Origin of the sequence: Paenibacillus xerothermodurans, from assembly GCF_002220865.2 — a bacterium.
GTDB lineage: Bacteria > Bacillota > Bacilli > Paenibacillales > NBRC-103111 > Paenibacillus_S > Paenibacillus_S xerothermodurans.
Map to the genome: position 1 here is coordinate 90,882 of NZ_NHRJ02000004.1, position 19,968 is coordinate 110,849.

The 19,968-nt window shown below is 50.6% G+C and carries 20 protein-coding genes and 1 other RNA gene; 8 read left to right on the plus strand and 13 right to left on the minus strand.

Going from position 1 to position 19,968, the window contains the following annotated elements; translation table 11 throughout:
- Window positions 1-290 precede the first annotated feature (290 nt).
- A complete protein-coding gene (gene xylB / locus CBW46_RS09755; RefSeq protein WP_089199822.1) occupies window positions 291-1,823 on the plus strand; it encodes a xylulokinase in 1,533 nt (510 codons plus the stop codon).
- Window positions 1,824-2,063: 240 nt separating this feature from the next.
- On the opposite strand, the gene fsa is transcribed toward xylB, so the two are convergent.
- The 4 genes from fsa to cshA form a co-directional block, all read right to left on the minus strand.
- Window positions 2,064-2,720 carry a fructose-6-phosphate aldolase gene (gene fsa, locus CBW46_RS09760; protein WP_089200020.1) on the minus strand — a complete coding sequence of 219 codons (657 nt, stop codon included), beginning with the start codon at window positions 2,718-2,720 and terminating at the stop codon, window positions 2,064-2,066.
- 48 nt (window positions 2,721-2,768) lie between these two features.
- Window positions 2,769-2,949, minus strand: a non-coding RNA gene (gene ssrS, locus CBW46_RS09765) — 6S RNA.
- A gap of 73 nt (window positions 2,950-3,022) precedes the next feature.
- Window positions 3,023-3,871: a YesL family protein gene (locus CBW46_RS09770; protein ID WP_089199823.1), complete on the minus strand. Its 849-nt coding sequence runs from the start codon at window positions 3,869-3,871 to the stop codon at window positions 3,023-3,025.
- Between the two features lie 339 nt (window positions 3,872-4,210).
- The gene (gene cshA, locus CBW46_RS09775) at window positions 4,211-5,785 is read right to left on the minus strand and encodes a degradosome RNA helicase CshA (RefSeq protein WP_089199824.1); all 1,575 of its coding nucleotides are present in this window, start codon (window positions 5,783-5,785) and stop codon (window positions 4,211-4,213) included.
- Between the two features lie 522 nt (window positions 5,786-6,307).
- On the opposite strand from cshA, the gene CBW46_RS09780 reads away from it, so the two are divergent.
- Together CBW46_RS09780 and CBW46_RS09785 are read left to right on the plus strand one after the other, a co-directional pair.
- The gene (locus tag CBW46_RS09780) at window positions 6,308-7,129 is read left to right on the plus strand and encodes a YitT family protein (protein ID WP_089200021.1); all 822 of its coding nucleotides are present in this window, start codon (window positions 6,308-6,310) and stop codon (window positions 7,127-7,129) included.
- A 143-nt stretch (window positions 7,130-7,272) separates the two neighbouring features.
- The gene (locus CBW46_RS09785) at window positions 7,273-7,467 is read left to right on the plus strand and encodes a hypothetical protein (RefSeq protein ID WP_089199825.1); all 195 of its coding nucleotides are present in this window, start codon (window positions 7,273-7,275) and stop codon (window positions 7,465-7,467) included.
- Window positions 7,468-7,587: 120 nt separating this feature from the next.
- Here CBW46_RS09785 and CBW46_RS09790 read toward each other — a convergent pair whose 3' ends face one another.
- The gene (locus tag CBW46_RS09790; RefSeq protein WP_089199826.1) at window positions 7,588-8,760 is read right to left on the minus strand and encodes an MFS transporter; all 1,173 of its coding nucleotides are present in this window, start codon (window positions 8,758-8,760) and stop codon (window positions 7,588-7,590) included.
- Between the two features lie 127 nt (window positions 8,761-8,887).
- Here CBW46_RS09790 and CBW46_RS09795 point away from each other — a divergent pair, with 127 nt between their 5' ends.
- Window positions 8,888-10,063, plus strand: coding sequence for a putative glycoside hydrolase (locus tag CBW46_RS09795; RefSeq protein WP_089199827.1), 1,176 nt, complete (start codon window positions 8,888-8,890; stop codon window positions 10,061-10,063).
- 89 nt (window positions 10,064-10,152) lie between these two features.
- Here CBW46_RS09795 and CBW46_RS09800 read toward each other — a convergent pair whose 3' ends face one another.
- The 6 genes from CBW46_RS09800 to CBW46_RS09825 all read right to left on the minus strand — a co-directional run bounded on the left by CBW46_RS09800 (window position 10,153) and on the right by CBW46_RS09825 (window position 14,337).
- A complete protein-coding gene (locus CBW46_RS09800) occupies window positions 10,153-10,836 on the minus strand; it encodes a uracil-DNA glycosylase (protein WP_089199828.1) in 684 nt (227 codons plus the stop codon).
- 29 nt (window positions 10,837-10,865) lie between these two features.
- Window positions 10,866-11,060 (minus strand): DUF3906 family protein, encoded by a 195-nt coding sequence (locus CBW46_RS09805; RefSeq protein WP_341538180.1) that lies wholly within the window; start codon window positions 11,058-11,060, stop codon window positions 10,866-10,868.
- Window positions 11,061-11,219: 159 nt separating this feature from the next.
- Window positions 11,220-12,185: a 6-phosphofructokinase gene (pfkA, locus tag CBW46_RS09810; RefSeq protein ID WP_089199830.1), complete on the minus strand. Its 966-nt coding sequence runs from the start codon at window positions 12,183-12,185 to the stop codon at window positions 11,220-11,222.
- A gap of 20 nt (window positions 12,186-12,205) precedes the next feature.
- A complete protein-coding gene (locus CBW46_RS09815) occupies window positions 12,206-13,231 on the minus strand; it encodes a tetraprenyl-beta-curcumene synthase family protein (RefSeq protein ID WP_089200022.1) in 1,026 nt (341 codons plus the stop codon).
- A 43-nt stretch (window positions 13,232-13,274) separates the two neighbouring features.
- Window positions 13,275-13,853, minus strand: coding sequence for a hypothetical protein (locus CBW46_RS09820; RefSeq protein ID WP_243633253.1), 579 nt, complete (start codon window positions 13,851-13,853; stop codon window positions 13,275-13,277).
- 166 nt (window positions 13,854-14,019) lie between these two features.
- Window positions 14,020-14,337: a hypothetical protein gene (locus CBW46_RS09825; protein WP_089199832.1), complete on the minus strand. Its 318-nt coding sequence runs from the start codon at window positions 14,335-14,337 to the stop codon at window positions 14,020-14,022.
- Window positions 14,338-14,509: 172 nt separating this feature from the next.
- Here CBW46_RS09825 and CBW46_RS09830 point away from each other — a divergent pair, with 172 nt between their 5' ends.
- Window positions 14,510-15,841: a multi antimicrobial extrusion protein MatE gene (locus tag CBW46_RS09830; protein ID WP_089199833.1), complete on the plus strand. Its 1,332-nt coding sequence runs from the start codon at window positions 14,510-14,512 to the stop codon at window positions 15,839-15,841.
- A gap of 129 nt (window positions 15,842-15,970) precedes the next feature.
- The gene (locus tag CBW46_RS09835) at window positions 15,971-16,618 is read left to right on the plus strand and encodes a nitroreductase family protein (RefSeq protein WP_089199834.1); all 648 of its coding nucleotides are present in this window, start codon (window positions 15,971-15,973) and stop codon (window positions 16,616-16,618) included.
- Window positions 16,619-16,940: 322 nt separating this feature from the next.
- On the opposite strand, the gene CBW46_RS09840 is transcribed toward CBW46_RS09835, so the two are convergent.
- Together CBW46_RS09840 and CBW46_RS09845 are read right to left on the minus strand one after the other, a co-directional pair.
- Complete coding sequence (locus CBW46_RS09840) at window positions 16,941-17,138, minus strand: cold-shock protein (RefSeq protein WP_089199835.1); 198 nt, start codon at window positions 17,136-17,138, stop codon at window positions 16,941-16,943.
- 110 nt (window positions 17,139-17,248) lie between these two features.
- A complete protein-coding gene (locus CBW46_RS09845; protein WP_243633254.1) occupies window positions 17,249-17,956 on the minus strand; it encodes a class I SAM-dependent methyltransferase in 708 nt (235 codons plus the stop codon).
- 232 nt (window positions 17,957-18,188) lie between these two features.
- Between CBW46_RS09845 and CBW46_RS09850 the strand changes: the two genes are divergently transcribed.
- Entirely contained in the window at window positions 18,189-18,416 is a 228-nt protein-coding gene (locus CBW46_RS09850; RefSeq protein ID WP_089199837.1) for a hypothetical protein, read from the plus strand.
- Window positions 18,417-18,667: 251 nt separating this feature from the next.
- A complete protein-coding gene (locus tag CBW46_RS09855) occupies window positions 18,668-19,465 on the plus strand; it encodes a TerC family protein (RefSeq protein WP_089199838.1) in 798 nt (265 codons plus the stop codon).
- The last annotated feature ends 503 nt before the right edge of the window (window positions 19,466-19,968 follow it).

Consider the following 19,968-nt stretch of genomic DNA (forward strand, 5'->3'; position numbering starts at 1 on the left):
GTTACAATTCTATCATCATTCTTACACCGGATAAAGAGTTATTTCACATTTTAGACAATATTATGTGGCTTCTATTAAAAATATCTACAATTCAATGACATTTCTGTGACGGCCATCCCAGCGAGCACATTGGCAGTCATCTGCCATGGCCGGAGGGTGGATTCCCCGCTTCGCATGATTCATATGCATATGGCGCGCGGCAGGATTTTCTTCGTAGAATGCGAATATATATGATATACATTAGTTCATCGAATAAACTAAGTATAAAACTTCTGTGGGGTGGATGGGTCATGTCTTATTTTTTAGGAATTGATCTGGGCACGTCGGCTGTAAAATGCGTACTGGTTGACAGTGCAGGTACGGTCAAAGCCAGCCATAGCGTGGAGTATCCCTTGCTGCAGCCTGAGCCCGGCTGGGCGGAACAGCATCCCGAGGATTGGTGGCGGAGCACCGCAGCGGCCATCCGAGCACTATTGGCAAAAGCTTCGGTCTCTGGCGGAGAGGTCGTTGGTGTGGGGCTATCAGGACAAATGCATGGTTCGGTTTTTCTCGACAGCGATCGGAAAGTGGTGCGACCAGCGCTGCTCTGGTGCGACCAGAGGACTGCCGCTGAATGCGAGTGGATCGAGCAAGCCGTCGGCATAACGGAGCTCGGCCGGTTGACGGGAAATCGTGCGTTAACGGGCTTCACGGCGCCCAAGCTGATTTGGCTGCGCAACCACGAACCGCATCATTACGCGAGAACGGCACACGTACTGCTGCCAAAAGACTACGTGAGGCTGCAGCTCACCGGCGAATTAGGCATGGATATGGCGGATGCCAGCGGCACACTGCTGCTGGATGTGGCCAACCGTTCGTGGTCGTCCGAAGTGGCGCGTGCGCTGGGTCTTCCGCTAGAATGGCTGCCGCCGCTATACGAGAGCAATGATGTCGTTGGACAGGTACTGGATGGCGCGGCTGAGCTCACAGGGCTCGCGCCCGGCACACCGGTAGTGGCGGGCGGCGGAGATCAAGCATGCGGCGCGGTCGGTGTAGGCGTAGTTCAGCAGGGCATCGCCTCCGTAGCCCTTGGTACGTCCGGCGTGGTGTTCGTACACGACGATACGTATCAAGCCGATACGGAGTTCCGGCTGCATTCCTTTTGCCACGGCGTACCCGGCAAGTGGCACCGTATGGGCGTCATGCTGGCGGCAGGCGGCTCGTTTCAATGGTGGAAAAACCACTTTGCGTCGGATGAGCTGCAGCAGGTGGAAGCCAATGGCGGCGATGTGTACAGCTATCTGACCGCGCTAGCAGAAACGGCTCCGCTGGGCAGCGAAGGCCTGCTGTTCCTTCCTTATTTGACCGGCGAGCGCACCCCTCACCCAGACCCAAAAGCTCGTGGCGGTTTTATCGGCCTAAACATGCGGCACACCAGAGCCCATCTCACCCGTGCGGTCCTCGAAGGCATCACCTTCGGATTACGAGACTCCATGGAGCTCATCACCGCGTCCGGCGTTGAAATCCGCGAACTGCGCGTCAACGGCGGCGGTGCACGCAGCCTGTTCTGGAGGCAAATGATCGCGGATGTTTTCGGCTATCCTGTCGTGACAGTCAACTCCACTGACGGTCCGGCGTACGGCGCGGCTCTGTTGGCTGCTTCCGGGGTGCTGCAACGGGATGTGAGCGTTCTCTGCCAAGAGTGGATTAAGGTGGTCCACCGCGTGGAGCCAGACAAGAACCAACAGAGGCGCTATGAGCAATATTACGAAGTGTACCGTTCGCTGTATCCCGCTTTGCGCTGCACCCTGCATCAGTTGAGTGATTTGGCGGTGTCTAAATAATTTGGTGTGAGAGAGTTCGAGCTGTTGTCGTGCCGCGGCAGGCAAAATATTATGCGTGCACGAACATTAACTGTTCGGCCCATCAGGCCGGCATATGAGCATGCATGGAACGTCCGTCGCGGCATGCCGACAGCCCACATCGGGTGATTACAACCAGAATCTGCGGCGCCTATATGAATAGCAAAAAAGCCTAGCTTGGGCTCAATGTTTGAGACTCAAGCAGGCTTTTTAAAACATGAATTAAAACTGACTTAGTTTCGCGCCTTCCCAATCGGCTAAGAAACGCTCGATGCCTGTGTCGGTGAGCGGATGCTTGACCATGCCCTGGATAACTTTATAAGGCACTGTCGCAATATCTGCACCAAGCAGCGCCGCTTCGATGACATGAGCGGAGTGGCGTACGCTGGCTGAAATGATTTCAGACTGAATATTATGTACTTTAAAAATTGCGCTAATCTCTTTGATCAGATTCATCCCAACCTGGTTGATGTCATCCAACCGTCCGATAAATGGGGACACGTAAGTTGCACCTGCTCGAGCTGCAAGCAACGCCTGAGGTGAGCTGAAAATGAGTGTCACATTCGTTTTAATACCTTGCTCTGTGAAAATTTTAGTCGCTTTCAAACCGTCCTCGGTCATAGGAACTTTTACAACGATGTTGTCCCCCAAGGCTGCGAGCTGTTTGCCCTGCTCCACCATTTCCTTGGCTTCCAGGCTAATAACCTCAGCGCTGATAGGCAGATTGCCCACTATGGAAGCGATCTCTTTTACTGTCTCAAAAAAATCTCTGCCTTCTTTTGCGATAAGGGAAGGATTTGTCGTGACTCCTGCGATAACTCCCAATTCATGTGCTTTGCGAATTTCCTCTACGTTCGCTGTGTCGATGAACAGTTTCAAAACTTTTGTCACCCTTCCAATGATGGTTTTCCTCTTCCAAAAAATACAAAAAAACCCGCAGATGCCGTCCGATTTAGCGTTTCAAACCCGCTCTCGCAGGTGGGTGTCCGCAGAATCGCTTTTGAGATCCCCTTTCGGGGGCATGTCAGCCGCGCTTCAATGTAGGTCTCCCAAGAAACAGTCATTGGTTCAAAACAACTTAAAACCGAAACGAACACCGCAGGATTTGCTGTAAACCCATTATATGATCTTTCGGCGAGAAAGTAAACCTCACTTCTACTCCCAACGTAGTTAAATAATAGTCAACTCAGCTTCTGGCTCTGCGCGCCCTCGTCATGCGCCACCGCAGCAGTGCTCACATGATCAGTGTCTGACTTGTCCATTGCGCTCCGCTGCTGCCCTGCATCGGCTGCCCCGTTCTGCTCCGCTTCTTTGGCCGCTTCCTCCTCAGAGAGCTTCTGTTGAGCCATTTGCAGCTTACCAAAGATCAGATTAAAGTGCCAAAAAGAGATGATGGCGATCAAGCTGCCCATGAAAAACGGAATTAAAAATGTAAACTGCGTTAAACTTATATACACCACTAACAGGTTGCCCACAATCATGCTGACAGAGCGTATCGGATGACCGATCGTGATCAATAGAGCGCTTTTCAAAATTTGAAACAGCTTCATATGAAGATGAGATAAGATCGAAAAGAAGTGAAAGAGCGAGATCGACACCACAACTGTAAGCGTCAACACTAAAAAGCGTAAAACTCCCAGTAAGCCGCCTTGCGTACCATAATATCTGAAGTTTGTGTACAAAATTACAGCCAACAGGCAATACACGAAGCCACCTAGCATGCTTTGCAAAAAGTTTTCTTTGTACCCGCGGAAAAATGTTTTGCACAGCGGCGCATCCTCTTCACCCGTCAGCCACTTTCTGGCCACCGTGTACATCGCTGTTGTCGATGGAAACAAGGTGAACGGCGATAGCACCGCCAACAGAATGAACGTTGATAAAAGCTGTTCGGGCGATTCAGCTTGAAGTAAGGTGAGCGCGATGATGAAAAAGGGGAATGCGCACACGACCCATAAAACGTTAATGACGGATAACCGCATAATCCACTCCGAGATGCGGTAAAAGCCTCCCATGATGCCTCTAAATTCCAAAACAACACCCTCCTCATCTAATCACCAACCGTCCTCTGCCCTCATTATAGCTTATTTCTGTTGTTCCCGGTAGTTGTCTTTTTGACCGGATAGGCAGGTTTCGCGGCCACAGGATATCCGTCTGCGCGCATTGCCCGCACCACCCGTACGGGCCACGACCATCTGCGCGGCATCCCGCACCCGTTCCTCAGGCCACACCGTCTGCGCGCATTGCCGCAACCGCCCGCGCGGATACGACTACCCACGTACGCGCCGCAGCGCGACAATCGCCGACAGTACCCGCGCCAGACGCAACAAAAAAAGGTGGAGCTTATGTTGCGAGCTCCACCTTTCGGGTTATTAACGTTTTGCAAGATCATCGTTCGCGCGGGCGGACGTGGACCGGTTAAATCCGCGATCGCGTCCGTAGTCGCGCCCTTCACCGCGGCCGCCGCCACGGCCATAGTCTCTACCGCCGTCTCTGCGCTGAGAACGGCCATAGCCACCGGAGCGCTCGCCATATCTTCTGTCTCCACCACGTGCATTGCCTGCAGTGCCGTAGCTACCGGACGGTTTGCGGCCCGCGCTGCGTACATCATTTCTTCTCTTGCGTGCGCGCAGCGGCTCTTCCGGAGTCAACTCGACAGTAACGTCCTTCTTCTCACCGGTGAGCAGCTTCATAGCCGCCGCCAGCAAGTGGACCGAATCATGCTGCTCCAAGAGCTGAATGGCCAAACCTTTGTATTCGTTGTGATCTTCCTTGTCCAGCAACTGCAAGATACGTTCCGCCGTCATCTTCTGCTTGCCTTCGATCGCTTCAGCCAGGCTAGGCATTGGCTTCTTGGCGATTTTATGACGCGTCAACCGTTCGATGAAATTCAAGTGATCGATTTCTCTTGGTGTTACGAAGGTATATGCAGCGCCTTCCTTACCTGCACGGCCGGTACGGCCGATACGATGCACGTAGCTCTCAGGATCCTGCGGCAGATCGAAGTTGATCACGTGCGTTACGCCGGAGACATCCAGACCCCGTGCAGCTACGTCTGTCGCCACAAGCACGTCGATACTGCCGTCACGGAATTTTCTCATTACGTTGTCACGTTGATTTTGCGACAAGTCACCGTGCAAGCCTTCTGCAGTGTAGCCGCGCTTTTGCAAGCCTTCGGCCAACTCATCTACGCGGCGCTTGGTGCGGCCGAATATGATCGCGAGCTCTGGAGATTCCATGTCCAGCAAGCGGCACAAAGTGTCAAACTTCTGTCTTTCCTGAAGCTCGATGTATGATTGCTCAATCAATGGTGCGCTAACCTGCTTAGGGATCACCGAAACATGCTCAGGGTTGTTCAAAAACTGTTGAGCCAGTCTTTGGATGTTGGCCGGCATGGTAGCCGAGAACAACATGGTATGACGCTCACTTGGCACCAGCTTCAAAATGGATTGGATGTCATCCATGAAGCCCATATCCAGCATTTCGTCCGCCTCATCCAAAATGACCGTTTGAACATCGTCCAACTTGATGGTTTTACGGTTAATATGGTCTAACAGACGACCTGGTGTGCCGATGATGATTTGCGGTCTTTTCTTCAAAGCGCGAATTTGCTTCACGATATCTTGGCCGCCGTAGATCGGCAGCGAACGAATTCCTTTGAATCTGCCGAGCTTTTCAATTTCCTCAGCCACTTGGATTGCCAACTCACGGGTTGGACACATAATCAAAGCAACGATTTTCTCTTCCTTAACATCGATTTTATTAACGAGCGGGATACCAAACGCCGCTGTTTTACCTGTACCGGTTTGGGCCTGACCGATCAGGTCGCGATTTTCCATTGCGATCGGGATTGCCTTCTCTTGAATCGGGGTGGATTCTTCGAAGCCCATTTCCGTAATGGCACGCAGTACCTTTGGCTCAAGACCGAATTCGCTGAAATTTTTCAAATGTCTTCATTCTCCTTTTAAATAGGGTTCTAGTTTGTATATACCCTTAAGTGCGTCTCCTATATCCTTTTATCTGCAAAAAGCGTCCGAAGCACTCGTAATTACATACGCCAGGCCGTACTTAAGAATATCTTTAGTATTATACCACAGACAGAAACAATATTCCAGAAAGACGGCTATCATTATTAGGCTCCGAGTGAAACCCATCGCCGCCGCGTCAACATAACCAGGTATCATGCGATAATTGCGGATGTGCTCCATACACAAGCCGAGCGCTGCTGCAGCTGCCAATGTGGACACAGAAACCGTCCATGTCAAATTTCAATAGAGAGCCGCGTATGACGAATTATCCCATTCTGCCTGAAGGCACACAAGTCTATGCTAGTATTGGCGTTGACCAGCCCGAATATGTAATATACGGCAGAATCGGCGGCAGCGCTTCGCCACACGCCGCTCGGTTGGAAACACATTATTTCATCCATACTAAGCGTATCAACGCGAAGTGAGGAGGTTACCCCGTTGGTGCGGTCTTGGGTTGGTGCGCTGTTAGCGATCACAGCTGGTGCAGCTATAATAGCGATCAGTTTCAATTGGTTTCTTGTACCCCGCCAGCTGTTAACCGGCGGTTTGTCGGGGATTTCGATGATTATAAGCTATTTAACGGGGTGGAGCATCTCTCTCGTTTATTTGTTCAGCAACCTTCCTGTTATCGTGATAGGTCTTATTCGTATCGGCCGCAGATTCGTTACACTTAGTGTTGTATCCGTCATTTTGACGACATGGTTCCTTACTCTCATACCTGAGTATCCGATCGCCAATGACGATATTCTGGCAGCGGTTACCGGCGGCGTGTTGATGGGGCTTGCAACAGGCATTTCTATGCGAGCCGGCGGGTCGACAGGGGGATTTGACATTGTCGGGGCCATTTTAACACAAAAACGCGATTTTCCGTTGGGGACTGTGCTGTTTATGCTCAACGGGGGTGTGATTGTGGCACTCGGTTACTTTCAGCGGGATTGGGATCTCGCATTGTACTCCATGCTATCTATTTACATTACCGGCAGAGTGGTTGACATGATCCATACCCGGCATTTAAAAGTCACTCTCTTCATCATCACCCACCACAAGGACCGGTTGTTGGAGAAGCTCATGCAAGTCGAGCGGGGGGTTACTGTGATGCAGTCGGAAGGCGCCTATTCGAAAAAACCGCAGCACGTCCTGATGACCGTCACTACCCGCTTCGAACTGGTCAGTTTGCAGCAGATGATACGTGAAACAGATCCAGGCGCTTTCGTTAATATCGTGGAGACCACCGGGATAATCGGCCAGTTCCGCCGGGGGTAGAAGGGTGATGGCATATTAATCCATACATATTTTTTTTGCATGTGGTATACTGGAATAGTAATTTCATTTCTAGCTACATCCTTTACATGTGTTGCTCACGAAAGTTAACCTGTCTTCCCGAAAGATAAAAAAGAGGAAGGGTGATGCTTGTGGAAACAGTAAAGTTGTCGGCGATCGTAATGAGATTGACTCCCGAGTTGTATCCTTCTCTGAAGCGAACCGAATTAGATTGCGACATTGTGCTGCGCAATGGACTAGAAGGATTGCACCCGGAAGACGCAATGGAAATTATTCAATACAGTATATCGAAACAACAAAAGGACGCCCTATTACATTAAGGGCGTCTTTCTTTTGGTTGATAACGCTGCACCGCGGTGTCAATCGCGGCCACCAGGCGCATTCCAGTGTGCTAGCAGCAGCACCGTCACGGTGTCGTCCGCCGATAGCGTTTCGGTCTCCTATATGGAGGGCATGCCGAGCGGTTTCTTCTGCTTCTGCCCATATAAGTGAGTACCTATCAGCAATGCTGCGGCGATTGCCGTCAGCACGGCGCCGAGTACATACATTGACGAACCGCCCCAATAGTCTTTGATATAGCCGCCCGCAAATCCCCCTACAATTCCAGCCAAGCCTATAAACACAGCGGATAGCATCGCTTGCCCCGTGGACCGCATTTCATCCGGCACCAAGCGGACGGCATAATGTACTGCCACAATCCAGAATACGGCGAACGTAATGGAGTGTGTTGCCTGCATAAATATCAGTATGGCGGGATCGGTGATCCATGCGTAGGCTAACCACCGGACAGTATACAGAACCGCTACGATGCCAAGCAGCGCCAGTTCATGAAAGCGATGCATATATCTGCCAAGCAAAGCGAACGTGGGAATCTCACTCACGGCCGCCAACGCCCAAGCCCAGCCCGCCAAGGAATCGCTGGAACCCAAGTCTTTCAAATAAAGCACGAACAGTGCGTCATTCATGCGATGAGGCACCATCATGATGAACACAAGCAGCAGAAACCAAAGAAACGGCTTGTTTCTAACTACGCTGGTCAATGCAGCGAGCGAAATCTGAGGTCCGCTGGCCTTCTCGTCTTTTAAAAAAATCAACAGCACCAACGGGAGCAGCCAGATCAGCCAATACCACACGGAAATGAATTGAATGCCGCCGAAAGCTTGAAGTACGTAGCCTGTTGACAACGCTATCAGGGTAAAGCCGATTGATCCCCACAGCCTGACCGATCCATACGATATCCCCGCCTGCAGCGCAGATTTGATCGTCATGCTGTCCAGCAGAGGCACGGAAGACTGCATAAAAAAGTACAGCAGCAGCATAAACAGGAAAGCCCAACCGAACCCATCCGTGGCGAATATGCCAATACTTGACGCGATAGTCAGTCCCCACAAGACGAAAATAATAAGCTTAAGCGTGTTATACCGGTCACTGAGATAACCCCATATCGGCTGCGCGAAGATCGCAACAAACGGCCCGAACATCATAAGCAGACCGATTTGTGATGACGAATAACCTCTTAACCCGAAATAGATGGGCAAAAAAGGCATAAGAGCTGCCGACGTCGCATAGTAAGAAAAATTGAGTCCACGGAGAGTCCAGATCTGCTTTTTCATAACACCTGTCCTTTAAACAAAATGTTAATTCCCCAACAATCGGCAAAATGCATCAAAATTCCCTATTAACCTGTCAACCTTCCATTATCATAAAAATATCATTCTAGCAAGGAGAGATTCTCACGCTATGGAACTTCTGTTAGCTTCCCTGCTCATGGTCGCGGGTCAGGTGGGTACAGCTCATCCTGATGTTAGCTTTGACCAACTCGTACAGGCCTCGTTGGATTCGAGAAATGCCATTGCACAGCAAGCCGGCCCTGGCTCCACCGCGGCGGCCGAAGACCATCTGCGCCCTGCCCAGAAGCAGGACCCGCAAAAGGAAGCGCCCAAGGTCAAAGGAGTTTATGTGACCGCCCACAGTGCCGCAGGCGCGCGCATGACCAATCTGTTAAAGCTGATGGATGATACGGAACTGAATTCCATGGTTATCGACATCAAGGACGACTGGGGATACATAACTTATCCCACAGGTAACCCGCAGCTCGAAGCCTTGGGCACGACAAAGCAGGTAATAAGCGATTTGCCGCAGCTCATGAGCACGCTGCAAGAGCATGAAGTGTACCCCATCGCGAGAATCGTTGTATTTAAGGATACGGTTTTGGCAAAACAACGTCCTGAGCTATCATTTGTCAACGCTGACGGCAGTGTGTGGAACAACGGCAAAGACAGCTTTGTCAATCCATACAATAAGGAAGTGTGGGATTACAACATTGAAGTCGCCAAAGAAGCAGCTAAAGCCGGATTCAAGGAAATTCAATTCGACTATGTGCGTTTTCCCGAAGGCTTTGAAAAACGCGCCGATGCATTGCAGTATTACAAAGATGATCGCTCAAGAATCGATGCTGTTGCTGAATTTGTGAAATACGCACGCGAACAGCTGACGCCAATGGGCGTGAGGATGTCCGTGGACATATTCGGTTACGCTGCCTCCGTACCCGCCGCGTATGGGATCGGTCAGGACTTTCAAAAAATTTCGCAAAATGTCGACGTGATTTGTCCGATGGTCTATCCAAGCCACTACAGTGCAGGCTGGTTTGGCGTGAACGTACCCGACGCCGCTCCGTATGTTACAATAAACGGTGCCATGCAGCACACGCATAAAAAACTGGAACCCATCGGTGATTTGAAGCCGGTCATCCGGCCCTGGTTACAGGATTTCACAGCGTCGTGGGTGAAAGGCTCCATTAAGTATGGCAAGCATGAGATTGAGGAACAAATACGCGGTTTGAAGGATAACGGCATCGACGAGTTTTTACTGTGGAACGCCGTAAACACCTACACACCGAATGTGAGTTACAATTAACTTATCAGATAATTTGTAGAATTTGTACAACGGCCCTGTCTAGCACGTTGCGCGAACTACATGCCTCGTCAGTCGACAGGGCCTTACAGCTATAGGTTCGGCAGCTGCCAATCGATCGGCGAACTTCCGTATTGAACGAGCAGTTCGTTCGCCTTAGAATACGGCTTGCTGCCGAAGAATCCGCGGCGCGCCGACAACGGGCTCGGATGCGCGGAGCGGAGCACTCCGTGCCGCTTATTGGTAATGAACTGCAGCTTTTGCTGCGCTTGGCTTCCCCATAGCACAAACACGACCGGCTGCTCCCGGCCATTCAGGTGTTGAATGACCTGATCGGTAAACTGCTCCCACCCTTTTCCCCTGTGCGAGTTCGGCGTGCCTTCACGCACGGTGAGCACCGCGTTTAACAGCAGTACGCCTTGTTCCGCCCAGCTCACCAGACAGCCGTGATTCGGAATGGCGCAGCCAATGTCATCGTGCAGCTCCTTTAACATATTTCTCAGGGAGGGCGGCGCCGGTACGCCCGGCTTAACGGAAAAGCTCAAACCATGTGCCTGCCCCTCACCATGGTACGGATCCTGCCCCAATATAACAACTTTCGTATCCAAGTACGAAGTCAGATTGAGTGCGTTGAATATATCTTTGGCGGCGGGATAGACGGTTTTCGTAGCGTATTCTTCCTCCAGAAACTGCTGCAGCTCATGATAATATGGCTTTTCAAATTCCGCCGCCAGCAATGCAGTCCAATCATTCTCCAGATTCGTAAAGTAGTCCATATCAGCACCCACCTCTTTTCAAGCCGTTCTTATTCCACCACGTACCCCGCGCCCTTCACCGCCCTTTTTTTCTCGATAATCGTCGCTTCTGCAACCTCCGGGGTATGTATAAAATGGCGCACCATCTGCTCTTCCAAAAAATCAAACGCTTGCGCGTCATCCTCCGCCAACACAATTACGTGCACCTTTTGTTCTTCTTTCAGCTCTACCTCAAGCTTATACATGTACAATACGATCCAGCCTCCTGTCCGGCAGTTGGGTTAACACAATACCTATCGTATCAGAAACGGTCAAAGGTTGCATAAGATTTCGTGTATAAATAAAACACCATAAACCGTCCTTGTAGGAGGCAACGGCTGATGGTGTCTGGTGATGGTTCTGTACTATTGAGACAACCTTTTAGCCAACTCGTACAGCTCCATGTTAAATTCCTTCTTCGAGTTGACGACGGTGCCGATATCTGTCAGCACCAGCTCGCCTTTAATGATGCCACAGGCTTTGCCAGACTCTCCTTCGATCAGCTTGCGGACCGCGAAGTCACCGAGCCGTCCAGCCAGCACTCGGTCGTTATGGGTTGGGGCCCCGCCGCGTTGAATATGGCCGAGCACGGTGACGCGCGGCTCGATGCCGTTGCGCTCGGTAATTGCATTCGCGATATCCTCGCCCTTGCCTACGCCCTCAGCAACCAAAATAATACTGTGGCGCTTGCCTTGCTCAAAGTTGCTTGCCATCCGGGAGGCCACTTCATCCAAATCGAACGGCACTTCCGGCACCAGAATTGTTTCCGCACCGCTCGCCAAGCCGGCATACAGCGCTATATCACCGCTGTGGCGCCCCATCACTTCCACAACGGAAGAACGTTCGTGAGAACTCATGGTGTCCCTGAGCTTGTTTACCGCGTCCACCACGATGCTCACGGCCGTATCAAAGCCGATCGTTAAATCGGTGTATGGAATATCGTTGTCGATGGTGCCGGGCAGACCCATTGTTTTGATGCCGAGCTGGCTAAGCTTGTTAGCCCCTTGATAAGAGCCGTCACCGCCGATTACGACCAGTCCATCGATTCCGCGCTTGCGCAGGTTTTCCGCACCTTTTTGCTGACCTTCGAGGGTCATGAACTCTTTGCAGCGTGCCGTCTGCAGGATAGTTCCGCCGCGCTGGATAATATCGCCCACACTGCGCAAATCCATCTCCCGGATATCATCGTTGATTAATCCCGCATAGCCGCGCTGCACGGCAAAAACCTCCAAGCCGTAAAACAACCCGCTCCGCACCACCGCGCGCACAGCAGCGTTCATTCCCTGAGAGTCTCCACCGCTCGTCAGAACCGCTATTTTTTTTACTGTCATGTATGGTTTCCTCCTATATACTAAGATGTTTTCCGAATCACTATGCTGTTAAACAAGAAAAACAGTCGGGTGAGCGGACTGCCCTTCATCAGCAGCTGCGAGATTTGCTTCACCTGTCTTTGTTTGCTTACCTTTGGATCGGACAAATAGAGCGCGAGCAGTCCTTCAACAATCATCCGATGGAACGCCGGGTTTTCCAAAAGGTCCGCTTTCTCTCTCGCTTTCAGCACGATGAAAGCTATACGCGCAACCGTCTGGTCCATACCGTCATAATAGCTGCAAAAGTTTAAATCTCCACCGCGCATGTCTTCCTCTTGATCAATCAAATAATCGAGCAAAATATGCAAACCGCATATATAAGGAAAATAAGCATCCCGAATGGCGGCTGCCGTCTGCTGCTGCAGACAGGTGTCGCTGGCAGCCAGAAACAGCATGAACATGCCGAGCGTCGACCCGGTCGCTGCAGCAAATTCATTCCAGCTGATGCCTGGGTAGCGCGACTCGTATCGCTGCCACCAGTCAAGCAGAGCTTGCTCGCGCAGTTCGTGCCTGATATGTTTGTGCACCTGCAACTCACAGTATAAGCTTGCCAGCTCCCGCACTTCGCTTGCAACGAGCGGGTACGACGGCAGCAGTCTGATGCTCGCCTGACATGTTTTCACCAAATCGCTCAAGTAGCCGCCGTCTTCCTTCTCCATGCGATAAGCGTAATAATCGTGCAGCGGCGCGGAGGGGTCCACCGCATCCAGCATGGATTGGTGCAGCCTACGGAAATCATCGGGGTCCAATGACGTACTCCTGTCGCATAAATTGTCCAAGTAGTCGCTAATCGTTTGCAGTGCCACTATCAATGGAATGAGCACATGGCGCATCTGCAGTCTGGCGGCCGCATACACAGCTCCACCCTGACAGTGGAATTCCTTGCTGGTCATGCTTGTGATCGCCTGCTTGCGCAGCTCGGGATCAGGCATCTGCTGCGCCCTGTGCCGCCAATACCGCAGCTGCTCACGTACTTCCGGCAAAATAAAACGGTACACCCTCAGCATCAGATGAATGGGGTTGCGCGGGACGAGCACCATGCCACGGGTCCTAAAGCTCAAGCAGCTTCCCTCCGGTCCGTTCCATCGCAAACTGCAGCAGCAGCTTCATTTCACGCCATTGGATTTCGCGCAGCAGCTCGTCAACCTGGTCTTCCTGCGCAACGGTTACCTGATGCCGGACAAGATCGGTGAACAAATCCGGATCCCAGTTAGGGTGCACCTTAAGTGTTTCCAGCTGGCCCCTCAATGACGCATTTTGGATAGAGCTCAGCTCGAATCCTTCACACAGCGTCCGGGCCTGCTCGTGCAGCACGGCGAATACCGGATGTGTGCCGACGAGACGGAACCAATATTTTGCGTTCCCATAGTCGCCTTCCATGCGATGCATAATGGCATGCCAGTAGCTTCCGGTTGGATTGTCGATGTTTTGGGATAGTTCATGGGAGTGATCCAAGCTTTCATTCAACAGGTGCAAGCCTGCTTTAACAGCCCGCACATAAGTGAGCTGTTCGGACACAGCTTCTGGCAGAGCTAGCTTGGAGATTCTAATGTCGAGCAGTTCATCCCACTCTTCCGCCGGATAGAGAGACGGCTGATGTTCCGATAAAGCGGACCATATTTTTTGCACTGCTTCCGCCCATACCACGAGACGCTCACCTCTTTTTTCTCTGATTGGACTCTTTTACCAGTCTGCTGCCGTTCATCCCTTACATCAAAAAAACATAGCTTATATTATATTATATTAGAAGCTTCTATAGAAGCCCCTTAACAGCCTCTTTCGCTTTTGGTCGGTTTCAGTGGTGTGTGGCGGATGCGTTAATGTCTTGGTTTACGCGAAACCATAAGTGGAGTTCATTGATCGTGGCGGCCAGCTCAGCGATTTCAGTGTTCAACTGGCAGGAGATCTTGAAATTTTCCTCCAGGGCTAACCAATGCTGCTTTTGGATTATAACTCGTTCCAATCTTTTCACATGATCGGGGATCGTGCCGCGAATTTCTTCCCACCTGAGTAAAATACGGGCCCGTTCCTGCTCGCTGTATTCATCCCAATCTTTCTCCAGATGCGGCAGCGGAATACCAAGCCGCTCATCCATGACAAAATTCCAGCTCATGGCGCTCTCCACCTTCCATTTCCAACAGCAATATTATCTTCATAATGTATCACGAATAGACAATACTCTGCTACACTGCTACAGCACTTTTCTTCCGCGCAGCCTACGTTTTTATGTGGTATACTAGAAAAATATGTTATCGATTTTTATCCAAATTAGGGGTCCTGCTGCCATGAGTAACCAACCAAATGGTGTGTCGTTCGGTCAACTGCTGACATTTTTCGTTCCTCTCGGAATCTCTTCCAGTCTCATTACGATTTCCCATGTCATCATTAACAGCACGCTCGCCCGCTCCGCCGCTCCGGAAGTCATTATCGCAACGTACGCGCTGCCGCTCAGTGTGTTGGGCATTACAGAGAAACCTGCGCTGCTCATGAGACAAACGTGCTCCGCTCTGGTCCGCGACCGTATTTCGTTTCGAGCTATGTCCGTCGTTAGCTGGTACATTTTAGCCTGTATACTAGTCATGGGCGGCCTGATTTGCTACACTCCGACCGGCGAATGGCTGTTTTTGCATTTCTTCGGCGCTGACGAGGAATTGATCCAACCGATGGTCGATGTATATAAAGTGCTAATGTTTGTAAGCATTTTCTCCAGCCTGCGCTGCATGTATCAAGGGATCATCATCTCCAACATGCGCACCAAGTGGCTTACGATCGGCATGATATTCCGGCTGCTGGTCATGTATCTGCTCTCGCTTTACTTCATTCACACAAACTCAGTCGACAGCGGGCAGGTGGGCGCGATTATCTTTCTCGCCGGCATGATGGTTGAAGCTGCGGTAAGCGTATGGGAAGGCAGGTCGTTATTAAAACAAATCCCGGAAAAGAAGCCGGATCACCCTGTGGAACGCCCGCATCAAATTTTTCACTTTTACAGGCCGTTACTTTATTCATCCATTATCGCCGTGATCATCGGACCTGCCATCAACGCGTTTCTAGGCAAAACCATGGATTTTCAACTGGCTGTGGCGTCTTTTGCCATAGCGGCGAGTTTGAATCAATTAGTGCTCAGCTTTTTCTCGTATATTCATCAGATTGTGCTTAATTTTTACCGCAAGGATCCTGCATCCGTTATCCGATTCACGTTTATCCTCGCTTTTATGCCGACTTTGTTGATCGCCTTGGTCGCCTACACTCCGCTTGGTCCATGGTTCATGGAGAACGTGATGGGCGTGTCGGAGCGCCTGATGCATGCGAGCTTGAGCACATTAAAAGTTTTTATGATCATGACGCTGGCTTTTCCGTGGCTCGACTTTGGCAATGGCCTAGTGCTCCTGCGCGGCGAAACCAAGCTCATGGTTTGGTCTCAGGCGGCGAATGTCGCGGTTACCCTTATAGCGTTAGTGCTGTGCGTCGTACTCAGCCCTGGTTGGAACGGCATGATCGGGGCATTGGCACAGTCATTGGGGCTCGCTGCGGAAGCCGCGGTGGTGTGGCTCGTGCTGCGCGCCATCGGTAGATCGTCCGGCAAGCCGGTCACAGGAGTTACACAAAATATGTAGAAGCCTATAATGAAGGCAAATTCGCACATTGGCAGGTTGTCAACCCTTTCAAAAACCGATATAATTAACCGCAACTCTTAGTACCAAGTCATAAAGCGAACATACGCAAGCTTGAAGGGATGGACTTACATGCATTTTGACGATTTCAAGAACGTAATTCTGGAACGAAGAAGTATTCGCAGCTTTACCGAGCAGGACGTATCTATCGAAGACATCAAAGAACTCATCGATTGTGCCCGATACGCGCCGAGTGATACTAACTCACAAACTTGGGAATTTATAGCAATCATGAATCGCGAGAAAATTAAGCACATCGAACAAATGACTTGGGATCAGCTCCACCAACGAGCAGCACAAGCGGAAGCGCGCGGATTGAACCGGGAAGCCCGGCTGTTGGTAAAATCGTTCGGGCCCTATGCAACCGCCTTTTCCGATGCACCCGTGCTGATCATATGCCTTGCCACTCCTTACACATCTAAATTCAGGGATAAAATATTCGATCCCGTTCAACTGGTCGACGACACGGTGTGGGCCGAAGAAGGCATAAAAAGCAGCTGTCTCGCCGCGCAAAACCTCATGCTTGCCGCGCACGCCAAAGGCTTGGCCACCTGTCCGATGACAGGCCCGGTACTGCTCGCCGCAGAGCAGCTGCGCTCTTATCTCGATATCCAGGAAGAGAGCCAGATCAATATGGTCATTTCACTCGGTTATCCGGCCGAACGTCCAGGCAGGCTCCCTCGGAAAGAAGTGGACAGCATTTTGAGAATCGTGGATTGACCTCGAATCTCCGTGTTACATAACACTGAATGATACGGTTTACGTTTTATACATCTATCCTTAACATATGAATCACTCCGCAGCTTATGTGTGAACAAGTTGCGGGGCGTTTATTCTCCCCTCGCTCAGCCCTTGAATGTTGGTTACACGCCGATACGGCCGGCGGCTATTGTTGATGGTGATTCCATGCTTCGGACGCAAAAGCGAGACTAAAAAAAGCAGTTCCCGAAAATGTTCGAGAACTGCTTTTGTACATTTGGTTGCTATGGCACTAATATATAAGAAACCGCTCAATGGGCCTTTCCATCGAAGTGTGTAGATCTTATAATTTAATGACGTTAGCTGCTTGAGGACCACGATTTCCTTGAGTGATTTCGAACTCAACGGACTGGCCTTCTTCTAGAGTTTTGAAGCCGTCGCCTTGAATTGCGGAAAAGTGTACGAAGACATCCTCGCCGCCTTCAACTTGAAGAAAACCGTAACCCTTTTCTGCGTTAAACCATTTTACTGTACCTGTCAATGAAAACAACCTCCCAGAAGTATCGCCATCTGCGGGCGAATAGGTTAATTATAACATCGCCATAATTATAAATCAACAGTGGCAAATTATCAATGTTTCTTATTATATGTTCACTTCTGTATCAGCAGCAGCTCACTCGATCCCGGAATAAACGGCAGCTTGGAAGCAGCCAATTCGGCGCTGGCCCCTGTCTCCCGTACCTTGGCGATGAGAGTGTCCAACCGGGGATACAGTTCCCATTTGAGAGACCGCAGCGGATAAATCCGCACCTGCCCCCCCTTGCGGCACACACGCAGCAGTTCTAGCACCGCCTGCTCATGAAACTCATCGTCAAACTGATCTTGGTATAAAAACAAAAAATGACTGCACAGAACGAGTGAAAACGCATCGTCTGCATACGGCCGGTCCGGCAGCTGCGCTGATGTGTATCGGCCTGACGACCTGTTGTGGCGAAAATCCGCCGCGAACACTTGCAGTGACCATTCCCGCATGCGGCGATGATTATCCAGGCTGCGGTAGTAGCTCCAGTCATACACATCCCGTATAGCGGCCAGCTTGTGCGTGGATGTGTCGATCTCCTTCGCTGCATGGTTAATTACATCTTCCGGGCTCATGGCATAAAGCGGATCCGCCGCGTACGCCCTCACCCCTCGTGCAGAAGCCTCTGCCACAAAGGCCGATGCACCTGCTGCAACATCCAATATCGGCCCGTCCTGCGCGGACAGCGGTGCCAGTGCAAACATTAACTCGTACTCGGCAAACGACCGGCAAGTCATCGCCACACCTATTTGTTCATAACTCTTTTCGCCCATTGGCATCTGTCCCATCTCTCCTCGTCTCAACTCGTCTCAACTCGTCTCAACTTGTGCCACGCGATACTGCTTAACGCCCGCCTGCACAAGATTATAGCAGATTCTACCATAGATAGATGCAACTGGCAACGGTATAGATAGCGTGCATGTACTGCCTGCCCTGCTGAAAACTTGATTTTACCGGTGCATTGCGGTATGATTCAGCCGATATCCTTAGTAATGGAGTGGAGCCTAACTTATGATCAAAAAACATACGATTTACAAAAAAGATAAATGGAATATGATGAACGTCGAGGTTCAGGGCAAGACACTGGTGGTGCGGGAAATAACCGATCAATGGGGCGAGGAATGCCACACCTTCTTGAGCAGGCCTGAGATGATGCATTGGGCGGAGAACAGATTTGCGAACTTTGACGGAACTGAAGAAGAATTAGAGGCGATCATGAACGCTTTGAAAGAAGTGTGATATTTTCGCTTGACGAGAAGTTGGTGTCCCTTTTATAATTGAATTAATTACATAAGATTTCCTCCAAAGGGGAGTAGCTGTCACAGTAAAGTCGTCAGTTCGGGTGCATAACCCCGGCTTTATTGGCAACAAATGTTGTTAGCAAGACCTTTGCCAAACGGTCAGGGTCTTTTTGTGCATTGTAAGACCTGTGCCCGAGCGGTAGAGGTTATTTTTATGTAACAAAACACGAAGTGAGGAGCGGATCGATTATGGAGTGGTTGGATGCTGCATTTTTTACAAGTCTCTTAAGTATTATTCTAATCGATTTGGTACTTGCGGGAGACAATGCGATTGTGATTGGGCTGGCAGCTCGGAATCTGCCGAAGGAGTATCAGAAGAAGGCTATCATCTGGGGCACGGTAGGTGCAATCGCTATTAGAGTGGTGGCAACCCTAGTAGTGGCATGGCTCTTACAGCTGCCAGCGCTGCTGCTCATTGGTGGTGTCGTGCTCGTATGGATCGCCTTTAAATTGTTGGTGGATAAAAAAGAGCACAACATTGCAGCGAAAAACGCACTTTGGCCCGCCATTCAAACTATCATCATCGCCGACGCGGTCATGGGTTTCGACAATGTGATGGCTGTGGCTGGAGCTTCTCACGGTCAATTCGAGCTTGTTGTACTGGGGCTTCTGATCAGCGTTCCTATTGTCGTATGGGGCAGCACGCTATTTATTACTGCGATGGAAAAATTTCCATGGATTCTCTATCTTGGCGCAGGTGTACTGGCCTTCACGGCAGCAAAGATGCTGGTCGGTGATCCTCTAGTGAAGGCATGGTTTGAGGCGAACCCTGTAGTGCAGTGGACGGTATTGGTGCTCGTCACGGTAGGCGTCGTGTTAGCCGGTATCTGGAAGAAAAAGAGCGGTTCTTTTGTCACTCTTAATGCGAGCGGTGATCTGACCCTATCTGAAGAACTGATGCAGGAAGCAAATATCTCACCAAACGACAGCTTTAAAGCAAGCCATGATGAAAAAGGACGCCTGGTGCTTGTAAAGTTGAATGGATAAATGTTAAGGGGAGGCCGTTTGGCCTCCCCTGCTCTATTGCTACAAGGCAGCAGCACCGCGCCTGTCTTCGAGCGCCGACGTGAAAACCAGTTCCGCTTGAAAAGGATTTTCCCTGCTCGCGGCGAATGCTACCTAAGCATGAATCAAACAATTGGGCATACTATCCAAACCGCCGCTGATGTGAGGTGAACATTGATGGATGACTCTGCAACAATCTTAACGTTTATCATCGTCTCATTTTGTTTTGCGCTGATTCTCATACTGAAAAAGGATACTCTGCCTCCGGGGGTCAAGCGACCGCTGGCGATTCTCGCCCTGGCCATGATAACTTTTTCTTTCACGTTAATCGTTTATAGTTTTCTCGTTATGGGTTGAAGCTGGACACTCGCTCATCCTGCTTTACTCCGATTGATAAATTCCTTTATGATGCGAGCCTCTCTCCTTGAAATGCTTTCGTGCATCAGCAAGGAATTTTACCGCTACAACGCGGTCGTTCATCCTCA

Excerpts from the sequence above, each read along its gene's own strand:
- xylB (WP_089199822.1), top strand. The coding sequence starts at position 291 with ATGTCTTATTTTTTAGGAATTGATCTGGGCACGTCGGCTGTAAAATGC.
- CBW46_RS09785 (WP_089199825.1), top strand. The coding sequence starts at position 7,273 with ATGCTTGTGGAAACAGTAAAGTTGTCGGCGATCGTAATGAGATTGACT.
- CBW46_RS09790 (WP_089199826.1), bottom strand. The coding sequence starts at position 8,760 with ATGAAAAAGCAGATCTGGACTCTCCGTGGACTCAATTTTTCTTACTAT.
- CBW46_RS09795 (WP_089199827.1), top strand. The coding sequence starts at position 8,888 with ATGGAACTTCTGTTAGCTTCCCTGCTCATGGTCGCGGGTCAGGTGGGT.
- CBW46_RS09800 (WP_089199828.1), bottom strand. The coding sequence starts at position 10,836 with ATGGACTACTTTACGAATCTGGAGAATGATTGGACTGCATTGCTGGCG.
- CBW46_RS09805 (WP_341538180.1), bottom strand. The coding sequence starts at position 11,060 with ATGTATAAGCTTGAGGTAGAGCTGAAAGAAGAACAAAAGGTGCACGTA.
- pfkA (WP_089199830.1), bottom strand. The coding sequence starts at position 12,185 with ATGACAGTAAAAAAAATAGCGGTTCTGACGAGCGGTGGAGACTCTCAG.
- CBW46_RS09815 (WP_089200022.1), bottom strand. The coding sequence starts at position 13,231 with ATGCTGAGGGTGTACCGTTTTATTTTGCCGGAAGTACGTGAGCAGCTG.
- CBW46_RS09825 (WP_089199832.1), bottom strand. The coding sequence starts at position 14,337 with ATGAGCTGGAATTTTGTCATGGATGAGCGGCTTGGTATTCCGCTGCCG.
- CBW46_RS09830 (WP_089199833.1), top strand. The coding sequence starts at position 14,510 with ATGAGTAACCAACCAAATGGTGTGTCGTTCGGTCAACTGCTGACATTT.
- CBW46_RS09835 (WP_089199834.1), top strand. The coding sequence starts at position 15,971 with ATGCATTTTGACGATTTCAAGAACGTAATTCTGGAACGAAGAAGTATT.
- CBW46_RS09845 (WP_243633254.1), bottom strand. The coding sequence starts at position 17,956 with ATGCCAATGGGCGAAAAGAGTTATGAACAAATAGGTGTGGCGATGACT.
- CBW46_RS09850 (WP_089199837.1), top strand. The coding sequence starts at position 18,189 with ATGATCAAAAAACATACGATTTACAAAAAAGATAAATGGAATATGATG.
- CBW46_RS09855 (WP_089199838.1), top strand. The coding sequence starts at position 18,668 with ATGGAGTGGTTGGATGCTGCATTTTTTACAAGTCTCTTAAGTATTATT.